This window comes from Streptomyces sp. NPDC050674 (assembly GCF_040654575.1).
Lineage (GTDB): Bacteria > Actinomycetota > Actinomycetes > Streptomycetales > Streptomycetaceae > Streptomyces.
Genome location: NZ_JBFAIG010000003.1, coordinates 67,602 through 83,197 on the forward strand (window position 1 = coordinate 67,602; position 15,596 = coordinate 83,197).

Genomic DNA, 15,596 nt, shown 5'->3' on the forward strand with positions numbered 1-15,596 from the left:
GTCCGTCACCGACGGCGTACCCGGCTCAGCTCACCAGATCCAGGACCGGCAGCAGTCCGTCCGGCCGGGCGGCCGCCGGCAGGTGGTCCACGAAGTGCACCGAGCACCCCAGGGCGCAGGCGCCACCGTCCGCCCGGCGATCGTCACCGACCATGAGGGTCCTGCGCGGATCGGCGCCGAGCGCCTCGCAGGCCGCGGCGAACAACCGCGGGTCCGGCTTCTGGATGCCGTGCTCGTACGACAGCACATACGTGTCGATGTAGGGGTCCAGGCCGTGTGCGCGGAAGACCGGCCGCAGATCCCAGCCGATGTTGCTGACCACCCCGACGGGGACGCCCCGCTCCCGCAAGCCGCGCAGCACCTCGACGGCGTCCGGGTAGGGGGCCCACGCCGCCGGGGTCATGTGGCGGTCGTACAGCGCGTCGTGCAGCGCCGGATCGGGCAGCCGGACCTGCCGGGACAGGCCGGTGTAGGCGGCCCGGTGCAGATCGGCGCTCTGGTCGCGGATCAGCCAGGTGTCGGCCAGTTCCCGCGGGACCCGCGCCGGCGCACTGCCGCCGGGCAGCGCCCCGGCCGACTCCAGCGCCAGCGCGGCGGCGGTCAACTCGGCTTCGGTGAGCCGCACATCGGACCCGGCCAGGGCACCACGCAGCCAGGAGTCGGTGGACTCGACGCGGAAGAGGGTCCCGGAGAAGTCGAAGAGCACGGCGGTCATGCGGCGATCCTACGAGGCCCTCCGGGGGCGCGAGGGAAGATCGGTCAGGCGGCTGGGAGTTCAGGGCTGCCAGCGCCGGTGCGCCCACACCGCCGCGGCCACCACCGTCGTGCCCAGCAGCCAGCCGCCCAGCACGTCCGACGGCCAGTGGACGCCGAGCCAGATCCGGGTCAGTCCGACCCCGACCACGGAGACGACGGCAAGAGCCAGGGCCGCACGCCACACGGCCCGGCCGACGCCGTGGCGGTGCAGGAGCCACAGCAGCAGCCCGCACACCACCGTGGCGGTCATGGCGTGGCCCGACGGGAACGCCGAGTAGTGGGCCGAGTCGACCGGGTCGGGCCAGACCGGCCGAGGGCGGTCCACCGCGGCCTTGAGGCCCTGTTGCAGCAGGGTGCCCAGCGCGACGGCGAGCGCCAGCCACACCGCCGTCCAGCGCGCCGCCACCCGCACCACCAGCCACACGACGACGGCCGCGCACAGCAGGCGCATCGTCCATGGATCCCACACCCAGTCCGTGAGGATCCGGCACACCTGGGTCAGGACCGGTTCGTCCACCGCCCAGCGGTGGGCGGTGGCGGCGATATCCCCGTCCGCGCTGATCAACGGGCTCCATCTGGCCGCGACGAGGATCAGCAGTAGGGCCGAGCCCAGCGCCAGGGCGCCGGCGAGACCGGCGGTGCTGCGGTGCTGCGGACGGGGCGGGGAGTCCACGGACGAGGTGTGCATACAGCGATCCTCGCCGAACCGGGGGGTCCGGATCCAGTACGGGCACGATCTTCCGTCACCGGGGCGACACGCTCAAGCCATGCCACGTCCACCGGAGGGCGGCCGGCACCCCCGGTCACCCCAGCGCCCACAGCCCCGGCACGAACGCCAGCAGGACCGGCACCACGGGCACGAGCGCGGCCGCCGCCGTCAGCCGCAGGCGGCGGGCGGCGGTCAGCCGGTCCGGGGGAGTGAGCAACCGGTGCACCCGGGCCGGGACATGGGCCTGCGGTGCCGGGCACGGGCCGAAGACGCCGCGGTGCTCGTTGAGTTCGACCAGCGCCAGGGCCGTGGTCAGCCGCCCGAAGCGACGCGAGGCCGTGTCGTCGGCGGCGAGTTCGACCAGACGGTGCATCTCGTCGCGGAACGCGGCGAACACCGGCACCTGGGGAAAGCCGCCCGCCAGGGCCGAGGAGCAGTTCAGCAGCCAGTCGTGCCGCGCCCGGGCATGGCCCTGCTCGTGGGCGAGGACGGCGTCGAGCTGCCGTCCCTTCAGCCGGCGCAACGCGGCCGTGGTGACGACCAGTTGCGGGGGAGTGCCGGGCTGCCACCAGGCGTCGGGCAGCTCGCTTTCCAGGACGACGAGCCGGCCGGAGACGGCCACCTCGCCCGGCAGCAGCGGAGCCCGGACCAGCAGATCGGCACGCCGTCGACGGCGCCGCGAACGGGCCCGGCCGATCTCGCGGACCAGCAGCGCCGCGCTCCACAACCCACCGCCGGCCAGCGCGACCGCGGTGGTCGCCGCCCAGGGACCCGCCGTACCGAGTGCGTAGGCCTCGACGACCGTGCGCGGGGCCGTCGCGAAGAGGTGCCCGCCGACCGCGTGCCAGGCCGCCGCCGCGCTGAGCGTCATCGACAGCGCGCAGCACACGAGGACGGCCGCCACCACGCACTGCCACATCCACAGCGCCACCACCGGCTCACGGTCCGGCCAGTCCGCCCGGGCGAGCAGCCGGGGGGCGACGACGGCGGTCAGGGCGCCGAGCAGCAACAGCGCGGCGGTGAGCATCATGAGGGCAGCTTATGAGCGCGGCCCCGCTCAGCGGTACGGCTCATGCCGTCAAAGTGACGCAGGCAACGGATCCCCCGGGTGCGCCGACCGCCGGCCGGGTACCGACCGCTGCGGCTCACAGCGTGAGCAGCATCGTCACCATCGCGATCCCCATCGACAACCGGCACGCCCGTGCCAGTTCCGGCCGGTCACCCCACCCGGCGGGACCCCCGCCCCCGCCACCGGCGACGGCGGCGACCGGCACCAGGCGGACGCCCGTCAGCAGGACGTACCCGGCGAAGTAGAGCAGCAGCGCACCCGTCAGAAGCGGGACTCCCGATCCGCCTGGGGTGTGCGTGTGACCGGGGGAGCCGGCCATGACGACGGACATGTAGACCATCGCCGCCGCCCCGACCAGATGGTGGAGGTGGTGGGCGCCCGCCCGCGACGCCCACAGCGCGTGCACGCCCGCCGCCCCGAACACCGCGGCATACGCGGGCCAGGCCCACGAGGGCGGACTGAACACCGTCGTCGGGACGGCCATCACAGCCATCCCGAAACCCATCAGCGCCTCACCGCCGGCGGCGCTGCGCTGCGCCTCGGCGCCGTTGCGCATCCGCGCCAGGCAGTAGGCGCCGGTCGCCGCGCAGAGCGCCACCAGCAGCCAGCCGGACGAAGCCGGTCCGTGCACGCGTACCTCCCCGTTCGACGGTCGGTCATTCGATGCCCGGGCCTTGCGGCGCGCACGCGAGCGCAGGGATGTACACGGGGAGCATGCGACGGAGCACACAGGTCAGCAAGGTGTTTTACGAGTAAAACACTTGTTAACGTAGGCGTCATGAGCAGTGCGCCCACCACCCCCGCCCCCGCTTCCCCGTCCGTCCGGCGCCTTCCGACGGCGGGCGTGCTGCGCCTCGGCAGGCCCTCGGAGATCTGGTTCAAACCCGCGCTGAGCGTGGTCGCGGCGATCGCTCCGCCCGCGCTCACCCTGATGGCGCTCGGCCGTCTCCACCTCGTGATGTACGCGATGGCCGGGTCCCTGTGCGCGCTGTACACCCACAACCGTCCCTACGCCGCCCGGGCCGGAGCCCTCATGCGGGTGGTGCTGGGCATGCTGGGCGGCCTCGGCGTGGCCCTCGTCGCGGCCTCGCTCACCCACCACGCCGTCGTCTTGGTCGCCGTCGGCGCGCTGCTGGCCGCCGCGCAGAAGGTCCTGTGCGACGCCAGTCGCATCGGGCCGCCGGGCCATGTCGTCCTCACCTTCGTCAGCTCCGCCTCCCTGTTCACGCCCCAGACCCTCGCCCAGGTGCCCGGCCATCTGGCGCCGGCCGCCGCGGCGGGTGCCTGGGCGTGGCTGGTCTGCATGGCGCCCGCGCTCGTCCGGCCGCACGGACCCGAACGCCGCGCCACCGCAGCCGCCCTGACGGCCGCCGCCGCGTACGCCGACACCGGCGGCACCGAGGGACACGCCCGGACCCGCGCCGCCGGTTACGCCGCTGCACAGGCCGCCTGGCAGTCGCTGCTGTCCACCGGCGCCCCGTCCCGCACCCGGCGGGCCCTCGAACGGCTCGTGGTCCGCGCGGAGGTCGCCCTCGCGGCGCCGAGCGAGGCCGACGCGGGCCGACTGCGCGCGTGGGCGGGCTCACTGCGCGGCACGGGGCCCGTTCCCGAGACCGGGCTGCCGGACGCGGCGGCCGATGAGCTGCTCGGGGTGGACGCCACCCGGTCCGTCTGGGCGCGGCTGGGCCCGCTGACCCCGCTCGCGGTGCGTACCGCGCTCGGCTGCGCGCTGGCCGGCTGGGCCTCCCTCGCCCTCGGCATCGGCCGCCCCTACTGGGCGCTGGTCACCGCCGCCTCGCTCTACCAGGCGAACCTCTCCCTGACGTGGAACCGGGCCGTCCAGCGCGTCGTCGGCAACGTCGTCGGGGTGCTCGTCTTCCTGGCCGTCGTGCCCCTGGCGCACCTGGGCCCGGCGGCGCTCGTGCTGTGCTGCCTGGCGTTCAGCTTCGGCGCGGAGGCGCTGATCAGCCGGAACTACTGGCTCGGCAGCGTCTGCGTGACGCCGATGGCCCTGCTCATCACGGAGTTCGGCGGATACCAGCAGCCCGCGGCGTTGATGACGGAGCGGGTCGCCGACACCCTCATCGGCGCGCTCGTCGGGTTCGCGGCGGCCGTGGCCGTCACCAACCGACGCGCGGGCGATCGCGTCGAACGGGCGCTCGCCGCCGCCGACCGGGCCCGCGAGCACGCCGCACGCCTCCTCGCCGGGCCGGACCCCGGCACCGCGGCCCTGCAAGCCGCGCGCCGCGGCCTCGCCGTCGCCCTGGCCGACCTGCGCGCCACCGCCGACGCCGCCGCGGGCGAATGGTGGCAGCGGGCCCTGCCCCAGGAGCGGGTCGTGCTCGCCGAGCAGGCCGGACACCGTACGCTCGCCGCGACGGCCCGACGCCAGGGCCTGCTCCCGGACCGGGACCCGGCCACCGAAACGGAGGACGCACGGCCATGACGCCGACCCAAGGACCACCGCCCACGGGGAGCGACGCGGGGCGGAACCCGCAGCCGGGGGGCGAGGCGGATCAGGCGGCGACGGCACGGGCGGCCGACGCGGGGACGACGACCGGTGGGCATAGCGCGGACGGTGCCCGAACGGCCGGAGCCGCACCGGACGCCCGGCCGTTGACCGGCACGCCCCGGGGGACCGGAGGGAGCTCGGGCGAGGGCACGCGGACACACCGAGGAGACCCCGAGTCGGCGGCCGACGCGACCCGGGCGACCGGACGAGGGCCGGCCCACGGGGCGCAGGGACGTGGAGATGGGCCCGAGGCGGCAGCCGGAGCGGAACCGTGCGGTGGTGTGCCGGTCGGGGACGGGCCAGGCGTAGACGAGTCGCCGGCGCAGGGTGAGGGTTCGGAGGCGGCGGCCAGGGGCCGTTCGGGCGGTGGTGTGCCGGTCGGGGACGGGCAGGGCTCGGACGAGGGGGCGCAGGGGCGTGGTGACGGGGCCGGGCCGGCTGCCGGAGCCGGGCCGGGAGACGGGCGCCGGGGGGACACCGTCGCCGCTGTCGTCCGGCAGTGGGGGGTCGTGCATCCCGGGCTCGACACCGGGCCGATGGAGGTCATCGGCCGGATCAACCGCTGTGCCGCTCTCCTCCAGCAGGCCGAGGACGCCCCCCTGCGCCGGGCGGGGCTCAGCAGGCCCGAGTTCGATCTGCTGGGCGCGCTGCGCCGCACCGGGCACGAGCTGACGCCCGGGGAACTGGCACGCGAGACCTTCTCCTCGGGGGCCGCCGTCACCAAACGCCTCAGGCAGCTGAGCGAGCGCGGTCTGGTCGAACGGCGCGGCGACACCCGTGACCGCCGGGTCGTCCACCTCCGCCTCACCGACGCCGGACGCGACCTGGTCGACGGCCTCCTGCCGGTCCAGCTCGCCTACGAGACAGCCGTGCTGTCCGGCCTCGACGGGCCCGAGCAGGGTGAACTCGCCGCACTTCTCGGCACGTTGCTCACCCAGCTGGAGGGCCGCCTCGGCGGACTGCGGACCTGAAAGGTCCTGCTCAGAGCACCTCGTGCACCGTACGGCGATGCGTGGAGCGGCGGTCGTCGAGGGCCGCCCAGCGGTCACCGTAGATGTTCCGGGTGACGGCCGGCTCGCGGACGAAGTCGTGCGGGAAGCCGAGCGGCACCGCGCTCACCTCGTCGAGCCGGGCCAGGGCGTCCGCGTCGAGGCGGACGTCGACGCAGGCCAGATTGTCGGCGAGCTGGCTCTCCTTGGTGGCGGCGATGATCGGCACCACGTTGCCCGGCCTGGCCAGCAACCAGGCCAGCGCGACCTGGGCCGGACTCCAGCCGCCCTGCTCGGCGATCTCCAGCACCGCGCTGATCACCGCCTCCTCACGCGGGTCGGCGTCCCCGGCCGTGCCCTCCAGCCGCCCCGCCTCACCCCTGCGGTACTTGCCGGTGAGCTTCCCGGCCGCCAGCGGGGCCCACGCCAGGACCGCGAGATCGAAGGCCCGGGCCTGTGGCAGGAGTTCGCGCTCCGGGGTGCGTTCCAGCAGGTTGTAGCGCAGCTGGGAACCGGCGAACGCGGTCCAGCCCCGCAGCTCCGCCAGGGTGTTGGCCTGGGCGATCTCCCAGGCGGGCCAGTCCGAGACACCCACGTACAGCACCTTGCCCGTGCGGACGAGGTCGTCCAGGGCGCGCATGACCTCCTCGACCGGTGTGAAGTTGTCCCGGGCGTGCACCCACAGCACGTCCAGCCGGTCGGTCCGCAGCCGCCGCAGGCTCGCCTCCACCGACTGGACCAGGTTCTTGCGGTGGTTGCCCGCGGCGTTGACGTCACCGTCGCGGATCCCGCAGGTGTACTTGCTGGCCAGCACGAACGTGTCGCGCCGGCCCTCCAGCACTTCCCCGAGGAGCCGTTCCGAACCGCCGCCGGTGTAGTTGTTGGCGGTGTCGACGAAATTGCCCCCGGCCTCCGCGTAGGCCTCGACGATCCGGGCGCTGACCTCCTTGCCGGTGCCCCAGCCCCCGTCGTCGCCCATGGTCATCGTGCCGAGGCTCAGTTCGCTCACGCGCAGACCGGTCTTGCCGAACAGTGTGTAACGCACTCTCGTCCCTTCAGGCAGGTCGTACGCGAGACGCTAGGAGCTGGAGCGCACTCCAGCGCAAGCCGACCGGTCACACCGTCGTCTCAGGTCTCGTCGCCCGCCCGGTACACACCGAACATCGCCCCCTGCGGATCCCGCAGCACCGCGATGCGCGGACCGTCGGGGACGGAGGTGGGCACCATCAGGACCGTGCCGTGCCGCTGCGCCACGGCGGTCGTGTCGTCCACGTCCGCCACGGCGAAATACGGCAGCCAGTGCGCCGGCACCTCGGGCGGGAACTTGTCGTCCATCGTGACCATGCCGCCGAAGTCCGCGCCGCCGACGCCCCACTGGGTGTAGCGGTCCGACGGGGCGACCGTCCAGCCGAACACCCGCGTGTAGAAGGACACCGCGCCGTCCGGGTCCCGTGTCATCAGCTCCACCCAGCCCAGCGAACCCGGCGCGTTGAACAGTCCGGCGCCCGGGAAGGTGCCCGCCTGCCACAGCTGGAACACGGCACCGCCCGGATCGGCGGCCACCGCGAAACGGCCCACCTCGGAGACGTCCACCGGGCCGAACAGCATCGTCCCGCCCGCCTCGGCCACCGCCCGCGCGGTGGCGTCCGCGTCGGTCACCGCGAACGACACGTTCCACGCGACCGGCTGCGACGGCTGGTACAGCGGGGCGAGCGCGGCCACGGCCGCGTCCCCGACATGCGCGACGGTGTAACCACCGGCTTTCTGACGCGCGTCCGTCTCGGGCCGCCAGCCGAACAACCGCGTGTAGAACCGCTGGGCCGCGTGCAGGTCACTGGTCCCGAGCTCGGTCCAGCAGGGGCCGCCGGGCACCGGTGCGTCGAGCTTCATGGCGTTCCTTCCACGAGCGGCGGGGACGGGCCCCCTCCAGCACGCTATGCCGCCCCCGGGGCTCCCTGCCATCCGGGGAAACCCACTGGTGTGCCGCTGCGGGCCCGACGTACCCTCGCCCGTTCGGTCAGCTGGTCGCGGTCGGTCCGCGTGGGTGGCCGAGCGGGCGACACTCGTCGCCGAACAGTCGGGGCCGGCAGCACCGCCCGGGCGGGTCTCAGATGCCCGGCCGGTAGCGCATCGGGTGGTCGGCCGGCACCTCCACCAGCACGATGGGCGTCCCGTCCGGGTCCGCGATCCACATCTCGACCAGCCCCCAGGGCTCCCTCACCGGCGGCCGGACGATCTCCACCCCCTTCGCCCGCAGCTCCTCCTGCGCCGCCGCCACGTCGTCGACCTGCAACCACAGGCGTACGGCGGGCTCAGGGGGCGTCTTTGCGCGGCCCGAGACCTCGAGGAAGCCACCGCCGAGGAAGAAGACCGTGCCGCGTTCGGGCCCGGTCCCGAACTCGCGGTACACGGCGAGGCCCAGCTGCTCGCCGTAGAAGGCACGGGACCGCTCGGGGTCGGCCGGGCGGAGCAGGATCCTGCTGCTGAGTACATGCACCATGCAGCGGAGCCTAGTGGCGGGGTTACGCTCGTCCCTGCCCGAGCCGCGCCCGAAACACGGAGACGTACGCCATGGAGACCGCCGCCACGCCACTGACCTTCCGCGACGCCACCGACGCCGATGTGGACGAGCTGGTCGCGCTGATCGAGTCGGCGTACCGGGGCGACGACAGCCGGGCCGGGTGGACCACGGAGGCGGACATCCTCGAAGGGCAGCGGACCGACCCCGAAGGGGTGCTGGCGGTCATCGCGTCGCCCGACAGCCGGCTCGTGACGGTGGAGCGGGACGGCAGGATCGTCGCCTGCTGCCAGCTGGAGCACCGGGGCCAGCACGCCTACTTCGGGATGTTCGCCGTCAGCCCCCGGCTCCAGGGCGCCGGACTCGGCAAGGTGATCATCGCGGAGGCGGAGCGGCAGGCCCGTGAGATCTGGGGCGTGACGGAGATGCACATGACCGTGATCTCCGTGCGCGCGGACCTCATCGCCTGGTACGAGCGGCGCGGTTACCGCCGCACGGGACGGATGACCCCGTTCCCGTACGGCGACGAGCGCTTCGGCATTCCGCAGCGCGAGGACCTGCAGTTCGAGCTGCTGGTCAAAGAGCTCGCCTAGGCCGTGAAGCGGCCCGTGCGTTTGATGTCGGGGTGGTCGGTGGTCGCGCCGTCCAGTCCGAACGCCCGGACCAGACGCAGCTGGTCCTGTGTGTTCACGACCCAGCCGATGATCCTCAGGTCGGCCTTGCGGGCCCGCTCCACGATCTCCAGGGTGAGCCGGCGGATGTTCAGGCAGACGGTCTCGGCGCCGGACTGCACGGCGCGGTCGACGACGTCCGTGCCGTAGCGGCTGGCGATCAGTGCCGTGCGCACGCCCGGCACCAGGGGCTTGATCTCGGCGATCGCCTCGTCGTGGAACGAGGACACCTCCACCCGGCCGGCCAGATCGCGCCGGTTCATCACCTCGGCCAGGGCCCGGGCCGCCTGCGCGTCCTTGATCTCGGCCTGGAGCGGCGTGTGGACGGCGTCCAGGACCTCCTCGAAGACGGGGACCCGCTCGCCTCGGCCCGCGTCCAGGGCCCGCAGCTCGGCGAGGGTCTTCTCGGCGATCGGGCCGGTGCCGTCGGTCGTGCGGTCCACATCGGTGTCGTGCATGACGACGAGCGCGCCGTCCTTGCTCAGATGCAGATCGAGCTCGATGGCGTCCAGGCCCGCCTCCTGGGCGGCGACGAAGGACCGGAGGGTGTTCTCGGGCTCCACACCCATGACTCCGCGGTGACCGATGGTGAGGAAGTTCAAGACGCGACTCTCTTCCGTCGACAGGCGGCACTGGGGGGCCTGACGGCCCCCTTGACCGTATCGCCTGGACCCGCCCTGTGCAGAGAGTGAGGGCATGGTTGCGGCACATCCGGGCAGAAGCGTGGCGGACAGGAAAAAGTGCGGTGAAGCACTAGGTCAGGCAGGATAATTTCCCGGGTCCGCCCTTGCTGGGAGGAACCTCGTGTGTATACGGTCTGCATACGTGAGATTCTCCCGTGGAAGGTGGGACATGACGGAAATTCTTGTGCAGGTGGGTTCGGAGGAAGGTCTTCCTCCCGTGGCCAGGGTGGTGGAGCACCCGGCATGGCCCGTGCTCAAGGATGCCGTGGAGCGGATCCGGCCATGGCAGTCCAAGGACGGGTCGATCGACTTCGACGCCGAGGGCGCACCCGACCCCGCCGAGGCCGAGCTCACCGTCCGCCGGGCCGCCGACGCCGTCCTGGAGCTCTCCCCGCTGCTGCCGCACGACGCCGCCTATCACGAGGCCCTGGTCAAGGACCTGACCCGATGGGCCGACAGCGGCTTCCAGGTGCCCGACTTCCTCGACTCGCTGCTGGCCTTCCAGCCCGCCGCGAACCGCGTGGACGGCCTCCAGCACCTCGTCGTCTTCCCCATGTACACGCAGAACGGCAACCCGGACCGCAATCTCGAGGCGGTCGTGCTGCGCATGGTCTGGCCGGACTGGCTGGCCGAGCTGGAGCGCACCCGCTACGACAACCCGCTGTTCTGCGGCATCACGTTCGAGGACTTCACGGCCGGCTACGACACCAACTCGGCCGTCCTGTTCCCCGAGACCATCGCCGTGCGCGAGGCCCCGGAGCGGTTCACCTGGGGCGGCATCTTCTGCGACCGCGAGGCCGCCCGCTTCCGCCGCGTGACCGACGCCGCCGTCGACATCCTGGGCCTCGAGCTGCCCGAGGACGTGGCCGCGATGGTCCACGACCAGAAGCGCTGCGAAGAGGCGTTCGTCCTGTGGGACATGGTCCACGACCGCACCCACAGCCACGGCGACCTGCCCTTCGACCCGTTCATGATCAAGCAGCGCCAGCCGTTCTGGATGTACGGCCTTGAGGAGCTGCGCTGCGACCTCACCGCCTTCAAGGAGGCCGTGAAGCTGGCCGGGGAAGGCGTCCCGCAGGCCCGTGACGTGCAGGTCGCGGTCCTCTTCGACCGCATGTTCCGCTTCCCGGTCACCGGCGAACGCGTGCGCAACTACGACGGCCTCGGCGGCCAGCTCCTCTTCGCCTACCTGCACAAGCACGACGTCATCCGCTGGACCGACAACCGGCTCACCATCGACTGGGAGCGCGCCCCGCAGGTCACCAACCAGCTCTGCGCCGAGATCGAGAACCTGTACCGCGACGGCATCGACCGCCCCAAGCTCGTCCACTGGTTCGCCGGCTACGAGCTCGTCTCCACCTACCTCGCCCCGCACCCGGGCTCGAAGTGGGCCAAGGGCCCCGACGCCCTGGACACGACGCAGCCGCCGCGCAAGCTCGTGGATGACGTGCTTCCGGACGAGTTTCCGCTGAGCATGTTCTATGAGGCACTGTCCAAGAAGCTGAAGAACGTGATCGCCTCCACCAAGGGCATCACGGCGGACAGCGCCGAGCGGATCGCCGCGTGAGCGATCGGCGTACCGAGAACACTGCTCAGGAGGCGAAGAACATGGGGAACGGGGCGCTCAGCGGTGCGGTGATCGCGGTGGCCGGAGCCGGCGGGCCCGCCGGACGGGCCGCGCTGCTCAGGCTGGCCGAGGCGGGAGCCACCGTCATCGGCTCGGACAACGATCCGGAGCGGCTGGCGGAGGCGGTGGACGCGGCGAGCTTCGCGTCCGGCGGCGCCACCGTCACCGGTGACACGGTCGATCTGCTGGACCTGGGGGCCACCCGCGACTGGGCCACCCGCATCGAGAAGGACTTCGGCCGCGTCGACGGCCTGGTCCACCTCGTCGGCGGCTGGCGCGGCAGCGAGACCTTCACCCGGACCAGCCTCGACGACTGGGACTTCCTGGAGATGCTGCTGGTGCGCACCGTGCAGCACACCTCGCTGGCGTTCCACGAGGGGCTCCAGCGCAGCGACCGAGGCCGGTACGTGCTGATCAGTGCCTCCGGCGCCACCAAGCCCACCGCGGGCAACGCCGCGTACGCGGCCGGCAAGGCGGCGGCCGAGGCGTGGACGCTGGCCATGGCGGACTACTTCCGCAAGGCCGGGGGTCCCGAGGGGCCGACGTCGGCTGCTGCGATCCTGGTGGTGAAGGCGCTGGTCCACGACGCCATGCGCGCCGACCGGCCCAACGCGAAGTTCGCGGGCTTCACCGACGTCAAGGACCTGGCCGAGGCCATCACCGAGGTCTGGGAGAAGCCCGCCGCAGAAGTGAACGGAAAACGTCTGTGGCTCACCGAGAAGCCGTGAACCCGCCGAAGACCGACGCCCGCCGTCATCACGACCCCGAGGTCAGGGGATTCGCCAGCGACAACTACGCCGGAGCCCATCCGGAGGTCCTCGCCGCCCTGGCACTGGCCAACGGCGGGCATCAGGTCGCCTACGGCGAGGACGCGTACACCGAGAACCTCCAGCAGCTGGTCCGCAGCCACTTCGGGCCCACCGCCGAGGCCTTCCCGGTCTTCAACGGCACCGGAGCGAACGTCGTCGCGCTCCAGGCGGTCACCGACCGCTGGGGCGCGGTGATCTGCGCCGAGAGCGCGCACATCAACGTCGACGAGTGCGGCGCGCCCGAGCGGGTCGGCGGCCTGAAACTGCTCACCGTCCCGACACCCGACGGCAAGCTCACCCCCGAGCTGATCGACCGGCAGGCCTACGGCTGGGACGACGAGCACCGTGCGATGCCCCAGGTCGTCTCGATCACCCAGGCCACCGAACTGGGCACGGTCTACACGCCGGACGAGATACGGGCCCTGTGCGAGCACGCCCACGCGCACGGCATGAAGGTGCACCTGGACGGCTCGCGGCTGGCCAACGCCGCCGCCTTCCTGAACGTCCCGATGCGCACGCTCACCAACGCCGCAGGGGTCGACCTCCTCTCCCTGGGCGGCACGAAGAACGGCGCCCTGTTCGGCGAGGCGGTCGTGGTGCTCAACCAGGACGCCGTCCGCCACATGAAGCACCTGCGCAAGCTGTCCATGCAGCTCGCCTCCAAGATGCGCTTCGTGTCGGTGCAGCTGGAGGCCCTGCTCGCCCGGGATCTGTGGCTGCGCAACGCCGGTCACGCCAACGAGATGGCCCAGCGCCTCGCCGAGGGCGTGCGGGCCGTGCACGGTGTGGAGATCCTCTACCCGGTGCAGGCCAACGCGGTGTTCGCCCGGCTTCCGCACGACGTGAGCGAGCGGCTCCAGAAGCGGTTCCGCTTCTACTTCTGGGACGAGGCCGCGGGTGACGTCCGCTGGATGTGCGCCTACGACACCACCGAAGAGGACGTGGACGCGTTCCTGGCGGCACTGAAGGAGGAGATGGCCCGCTAGGGCCGTCACCTCGGCCATCCAACATCGGCGATTGCATAAGTATGCGGCAGAGCGTAAAGGGATTGACCGTGGTGTGGTCCCTCCCTACGCTCTGCCTGCATGCAGCTGATCCAGGAAACTCCCGACCTCTCCGCCTATCTGGCCACTGATGAGGCGATCGACCATCATCATCCGCTGGTGCGGGCGACGGCGGCGAAGCTGGCCGCCGGGGTGCAGGACTCGTATGAGTATGCGCGAGTGGCCTTCGAGTTCGTGCGCGACACCATCCCGCACTCGCAGGACTCGGGTGATCTCCGCGTCACCTGGCGCGCCTCCGACGTCCTGGAACAGCGCACCGGCATCTGCTACGCCAAGGCCCACGCGCTGACCGCCCTGCTGCGGGCCGAGGACATCCCCACCGCGCTCTGCTACCAGAAGTTCGACGTGCTGCACGGTCTGGTCGCCGTGCGGTTCAACGGCGCCTGGCACCGGCAGGACCCCCGGGGCAACAGGCCCGGCGTGGACGCCCAATTCTCCCTCGACGGTGAGCGGCTCGCCTTCACGCCCGACCATGCGTCCAATGAACTGGACTACCTAGTCTTGTATGCTGCACCGCATCCGGTCGTGCTGGACGCCCTCACGGCAGCGCGTGACCGGCCGCACCTCTGGCAGACGCTCCCCACCGCACTCTGAGGCAAGGCGACCATGACGCTCACGCTGACCGTGTCCGACGACGTACGCACCCTCGCGCCCGGTTTCAGGCACCTCGCGATCGAGGCACACGGCCTGGTCAACGGGCCGAGCAGCGACGCCGGTTCGGCTCTGCTGGACGACGCGGCGCGCCGGCTCGCCGCACGGCTTCAAGGCCGCGCCCCGCACGAGGACCCGCACATGGCCGCATGGCGCCGGACCTACGCGGCATTCGGCTCGAAGCCGTCCCGCACCCGCAACTCCGCGGAGGCGCTGGCCCGGCGGGCCCTCTCGGACGCCGGGCTGCCCCGCATCAACCTGCTGGTCGACCTCTACAACGCCGTCTCCGTCGCCCATCTGATCCCCGTCGGCGGTGAGGACCTCGACCGCATCGAGGGCGGCATGCGCCTGATCCGCGCCACGGGGGAGGAGGACTTCGTGACCGTCGCCGGCGGTGAGGAGACCGTCGAGCACCCCGACGCGGGCGAAGTGGTGTGGCGCGACGACGCGGGCGTGACCTGCCGCCGCTGGAACTGGCGGCAGGGCCCGCGCACCCGGCTCACCGAGGAGACGACGTCGGGCATCTTCCTGCTGGAGAGTCTGCCCCCGGTGCCGGTGGCGGAGGTGACTGCGGCCGGGGCCGAACTCGCCGAGCTGCTGGAGAAGTTCAGCCCGGGGGCGGACATCACCGTACGCGCTGTGGAGCCCTCCGCCTGAGCCGCGTCCGGCCGGGCGTCAGTGCGCCTCGGCCTCGCGCACCTGCTCCGGTGTGGGAGCCGTTCCCCCGAGGTGGGCCGGCATCCACCAGGTGTCCTCCGGGCCCTTGGGGCGCACCGGGTAGGCGCGCTGGGCGGCTTCGAGGAGTTCCTGCACGCGCTCGCGCAGCTGGCGCGTGATGGCGCCCGCGTACTTGTCGCGGGAGGCCTCGATCGCCTCGCCCACGCGGATCGTGATGGGGATGTGGCTGCGCTTGAAGTTGCGCGGCTGGCCCTTGGTCCACAGTCGCTGCGTGCCCCACACGGCCATCGGGATCAGCGGCACGCCGGCTTCCTGGGCCAGGCGTGCGGCGCCCGACTTGAAGCTCTTCAGCGTGAACGACTGGGAGATGGTCGCCTCGGGGAACACCCCGACGATCTCACCCGAGCGCAGCGAGTCCAGGGCGTGCGCGTAGGCCGCCTCGCCCTGCTTGCGGTCCACGGGGATGTGCTTCATCCCGCGCATCAGCGGGCCGGAGATCTTGTGCCGGAAGACGGACTCCTTCGCCATGAAACGCACGAGGCGCTTCTGCGGCAGCGCGGCCAGGCCGTCGAAGACGAAGTCCAGGTAGCTGATGTGATTGCTCACCAACACGGCGCCGCCCGAGCGCGGGATGTTCTCCGAACCCTGACAGTCGATCTTGAGGTCCCACACCTTGAACAGCGTGCGGGCGAAACCGACGACGGGACGGTAGACGAGCTCTGCCATGGGCGGTTCGGACCCTTCCTGCTCTGCCTGGGAAGGGATTCCCAGTGGAGAAGTTACGCAGCCGTAGGTTTACGGCTTGTCGCAGATCGTGCCCCAAGAACGGCCGGGTAGCCAGTCCTCGTGCCCATAGGCGG

General features: G+C 72.2%; 17 protein-coding genes. 8 read left to right on the plus strand and 9 right to left on the minus strand.

Annotation, left to right across the window (positions count from 1 at the left end; genetic code table 11):
* Positions 1 to 25: 25 nt before the first annotated feature.
* The 4 genes from AB0I06_RS07210 to AB0I06_RS07225 form a co-directional block, all read right to left on the minus strand.
* Complete coding sequence (locus AB0I06_RS07210) at positions 26 to 715, minus strand: HAD-IA family hydrolase (protein WP_363117755.1); 690 nt, start codon at positions 713 to 715, stop codon at positions 26 to 28.
* 60 nt (positions 716 to 775) lie between these two features.
* Entirely contained in the window at positions 776 to 1,444 is a 669-nt protein-coding gene (locus AB0I06_RS07215; RefSeq protein ID WP_363117756.1) for a phosphatase PAP2 family protein, read from the minus strand.
* Positions 1,445 to 1,559: 115 nt separating this feature from the next.
* Positions 1,560 to 2,495: a M56 family metallopeptidase gene (locus AB0I06_RS07220; RefSeq protein WP_363117757.1), complete on the minus strand. Its 936-nt coding sequence runs from the start codon at positions 2,493 to 2,495 to the stop codon at positions 1,560 to 1,562.
* Between the two features lie 115 nt (positions 2,496 to 2,610).
* On the minus strand, positions 2,611 to 3,165 hold the full coding sequence (locus AB0I06_RS07225) for a DUF5134 domain-containing protein (RefSeq protein ID WP_363117758.1): 555 nt from the start codon (positions 3,163 to 3,165) through the stop codon (positions 2,611 to 2,613).
* 147 nt (positions 3,166 to 3,312) lie between these two features.
* Between AB0I06_RS07225 and AB0I06_RS07230 the strand changes: the two genes are divergently transcribed.
* Both AB0I06_RS07230 and AB0I06_RS07235 read left to right on the plus strand, forming a co-directional pair.
* The gene (locus AB0I06_RS07230; protein ID WP_363117759.1) at positions 3,313 to 4,980 is read left to right on the plus strand and encodes an FUSC family protein; all 1,668 of its coding nucleotides are present in this window, start codon (positions 3,313 to 3,315) and stop codon (positions 4,978 to 4,980) included.
* A 575-nt stretch (positions 4,981 to 5,555) separates the two neighbouring features.
* Positions 5,556 to 6,017: a MarR family transcriptional regulator gene (locus AB0I06_RS07235; protein ID WP_363117760.1), complete on the plus strand. Its 462-nt coding sequence runs from the start codon at positions 5,556 to 5,558 to the stop codon at positions 6,015 to 6,017.
* A gap of 10 nt (positions 6,018 to 6,027) precedes the next feature.
* Here AB0I06_RS07235 and AB0I06_RS07240 read toward each other — a convergent pair whose 3' ends face one another.
* The 3 genes from AB0I06_RS07240 to AB0I06_RS07250 form a co-directional block, all read right to left on the minus strand.
* On the minus strand, positions 6,028 to 7,080 hold the full coding sequence (locus tag AB0I06_RS07240) for an aldo/keto reductase (RefSeq protein WP_363117761.1): 1,053 nt from the start codon (positions 7,078 to 7,080) through the stop codon (positions 6,028 to 6,030).
* A gap of 83 nt (positions 7,081 to 7,163) precedes the next feature.
* The gene (locus AB0I06_RS07245) at positions 7,164 to 7,925 is read right to left on the minus strand and encodes a VOC family protein (RefSeq protein WP_363117762.1); all 762 of its coding nucleotides are present in this window, start codon (positions 7,923 to 7,925) and stop codon (positions 7,164 to 7,166) included.
* Positions 7,926 to 8,142: 217 nt separating this feature from the next.
* Positions 8,143 to 8,535 (minus strand): VOC family protein, encoded by a 393-nt coding sequence (locus AB0I06_RS07250; RefSeq protein WP_363117763.1) that lies wholly within the window; start codon positions 8,533 to 8,535, stop codon positions 8,143 to 8,145.
* Between the two features lie 71 nt (positions 8,536 to 8,606).
* Between AB0I06_RS07250 and AB0I06_RS07255 the strand changes: the two genes are divergently transcribed.
* The gene (locus AB0I06_RS07255; RefSeq protein WP_363117764.1) at positions 8,607 to 9,146 is read left to right on the plus strand and encodes an N-acetyltransferase; all 540 of its coding nucleotides are present in this window, start codon (positions 8,607 to 8,609) and stop codon (positions 9,144 to 9,146) included.
* Here AB0I06_RS07255 and AB0I06_RS07260 read toward each other — a convergent pair.
* A complete protein-coding gene (locus AB0I06_RS07260; protein ID WP_363117765.1) occupies positions 9,143 to 9,826 on the minus strand; it encodes a glycerophosphodiester phosphodiesterase family protein in 684 nt (227 codons plus the stop codon). The genes AB0I06_RS07255 and AB0I06_RS07260 overlap by 4 nt on opposite strands.
* A gap of 250 nt (positions 9,827 to 10,076) precedes the next feature.
* Between AB0I06_RS07260 and AB0I06_RS07265 the strand changes: the two genes are divergently transcribed.
* The 5 genes from AB0I06_RS07265 (at position 10,077) to AB0I06_RS07285 (ending at position 14,715) form a co-directional block, all read left to right on the plus strand.
* Entirely contained in the window at positions 10,077 to 11,474 is a 1,398-nt protein-coding gene (locus AB0I06_RS07265) for a DUF6421 family protein (protein ID WP_363117766.1), read from the plus strand.
* 41 nt (positions 11,475 to 11,515) lie between these two features.
* The gene (locus tag AB0I06_RS07270) at positions 11,516 to 12,262 is read left to right on the plus strand and encodes an SDR family oxidoreductase (protein ID WP_363118035.1); all 747 of its coding nucleotides are present in this window, start codon (positions 11,516 to 11,518) and stop codon (positions 12,260 to 12,262) included.
* A complete protein-coding gene (locus tag AB0I06_RS07275) occupies positions 12,259 to 13,329 on the plus strand; it encodes a low specificity L-threonine aldolase (RefSeq protein WP_363117767.1) in 1,071 nt (356 codons plus the stop codon). Before AB0I06_RS07270 ends, AB0I06_RS07275 begins: the two co-directional genes overlap by 4 nt.
* A 99-nt stretch (positions 13,330 to 13,428) precedes the next feature.
* The gene (locus AB0I06_RS07280) at positions 13,429 to 14,001 is read left to right on the plus strand and encodes a transglutaminase family protein (protein ID WP_363117768.1); all 573 of its coding nucleotides are present in this window, start codon (positions 13,429 to 13,431) and stop codon (positions 13,999 to 14,001) included.
* A 12-nt stretch (positions 14,002 to 14,013) separates the two neighbouring features.
* Positions 14,014 to 14,715 (plus strand): phenylalanine--tRNA ligase beta subunit-related protein, encoded by a 702-nt coding sequence (locus AB0I06_RS07285; RefSeq protein ID WP_363117769.1) that lies wholly within the window; start codon positions 14,014 to 14,016, stop codon positions 14,713 to 14,715.
* A gap of 18 nt (positions 14,716 to 14,733) precedes the next feature.
* Here the strand turns inward: AB0I06_RS07285 and AB0I06_RS07290 are convergent, their stop codons facing one another.
* Complete coding sequence (locus AB0I06_RS07290; RefSeq protein ID WP_363117770.1) at positions 14,734 to 15,462, minus strand: lysophospholipid acyltransferase family protein; 729 nt, start codon at positions 15,460 to 15,462, stop codon at positions 14,734 to 14,736.
* Between the last annotated feature and the right edge of the window lie 134 nt (positions 15,463 to 15,596).

Bases quoted from the DNA above. Each gene is read 5' to 3' on its own strand.
- AB0I06_RS07210 (WP_363117755.1), bottom strand. From the start codon at position 715: ATGACCGCCGTGCTCTTCGACTTCTCCGGGACCCTCTTCCGCGTCGAG.
- AB0I06_RS07245 (WP_363117762.1), bottom strand. From the start codon at position 7,925: ATGAAGCTCGACGCACCGGTGCCCGGCGGCCCCTGCTGGACCGAGCTC.
- AB0I06_RS07270 (WP_363118035.1), top strand. From the start codon at position 11,516: ATGGGGAACGGGGCGCTCAGCGGTGCGGTGATCGCGGTGGCCGGAGCC.
- AB0I06_RS07250 (WP_363117763.1), bottom strand. From the start codon at position 8,535: ATGGTGCATGTACTCAGCAGCAGGATCCTGCTCCGCCCGGCCGACCCC.
- AB0I06_RS07220 (WP_363117757.1), bottom strand. From the start codon at position 2,495: ATGATGCTCACCGCCGCGCTGTTGCTGCTCGGCGCCCTGACCGCCGTC.
- AB0I06_RS07280 (WP_363117768.1), top strand. From the start codon at position 13,429: ATGCAGCTGATCCAGGAAACTCCCGACCTCTCCGCCTATCTGGCCACT.
- AB0I06_RS07215 (WP_363117756.1), bottom strand. From the start codon at position 1,444: ATGCACACCTCGTCCGTGGACTCCCCGCCCCGTCCGCAGCACCGCAGC.
- AB0I06_RS07265 (WP_363117766.1), top strand. From the start codon at position 10,077: ATGACGGAAATTCTTGTGCAGGTGGGTTCGGAGGAAGGTCTTCCTCCC.
- AB0I06_RS07230 (WP_363117759.1), top strand. From the start codon at position 3,313: ATGAGCAGTGCGCCCACCACCCCCGCCCCCGCTTCCCCGTCCGTCCGG.
- AB0I06_RS07285 (WP_363117769.1), top strand. From the start codon at position 14,014: ATGACGCTCACGCTGACCGTGTCCGACGACGTACGCACCCTCGCGCCC.
- AB0I06_RS07290 (WP_363117770.1), bottom strand. From the start codon at position 15,462: ATGGCAGAGCTCGTCTACCGTCCCGTCGTCGGTTTCGCCCGCACGCTG.
- AB0I06_RS07255 (WP_363117764.1), top strand. From the start codon at position 8,607: ATGGAGACCGCCGCCACGCCACTGACCTTCCGCGACGCCACCGACGCC.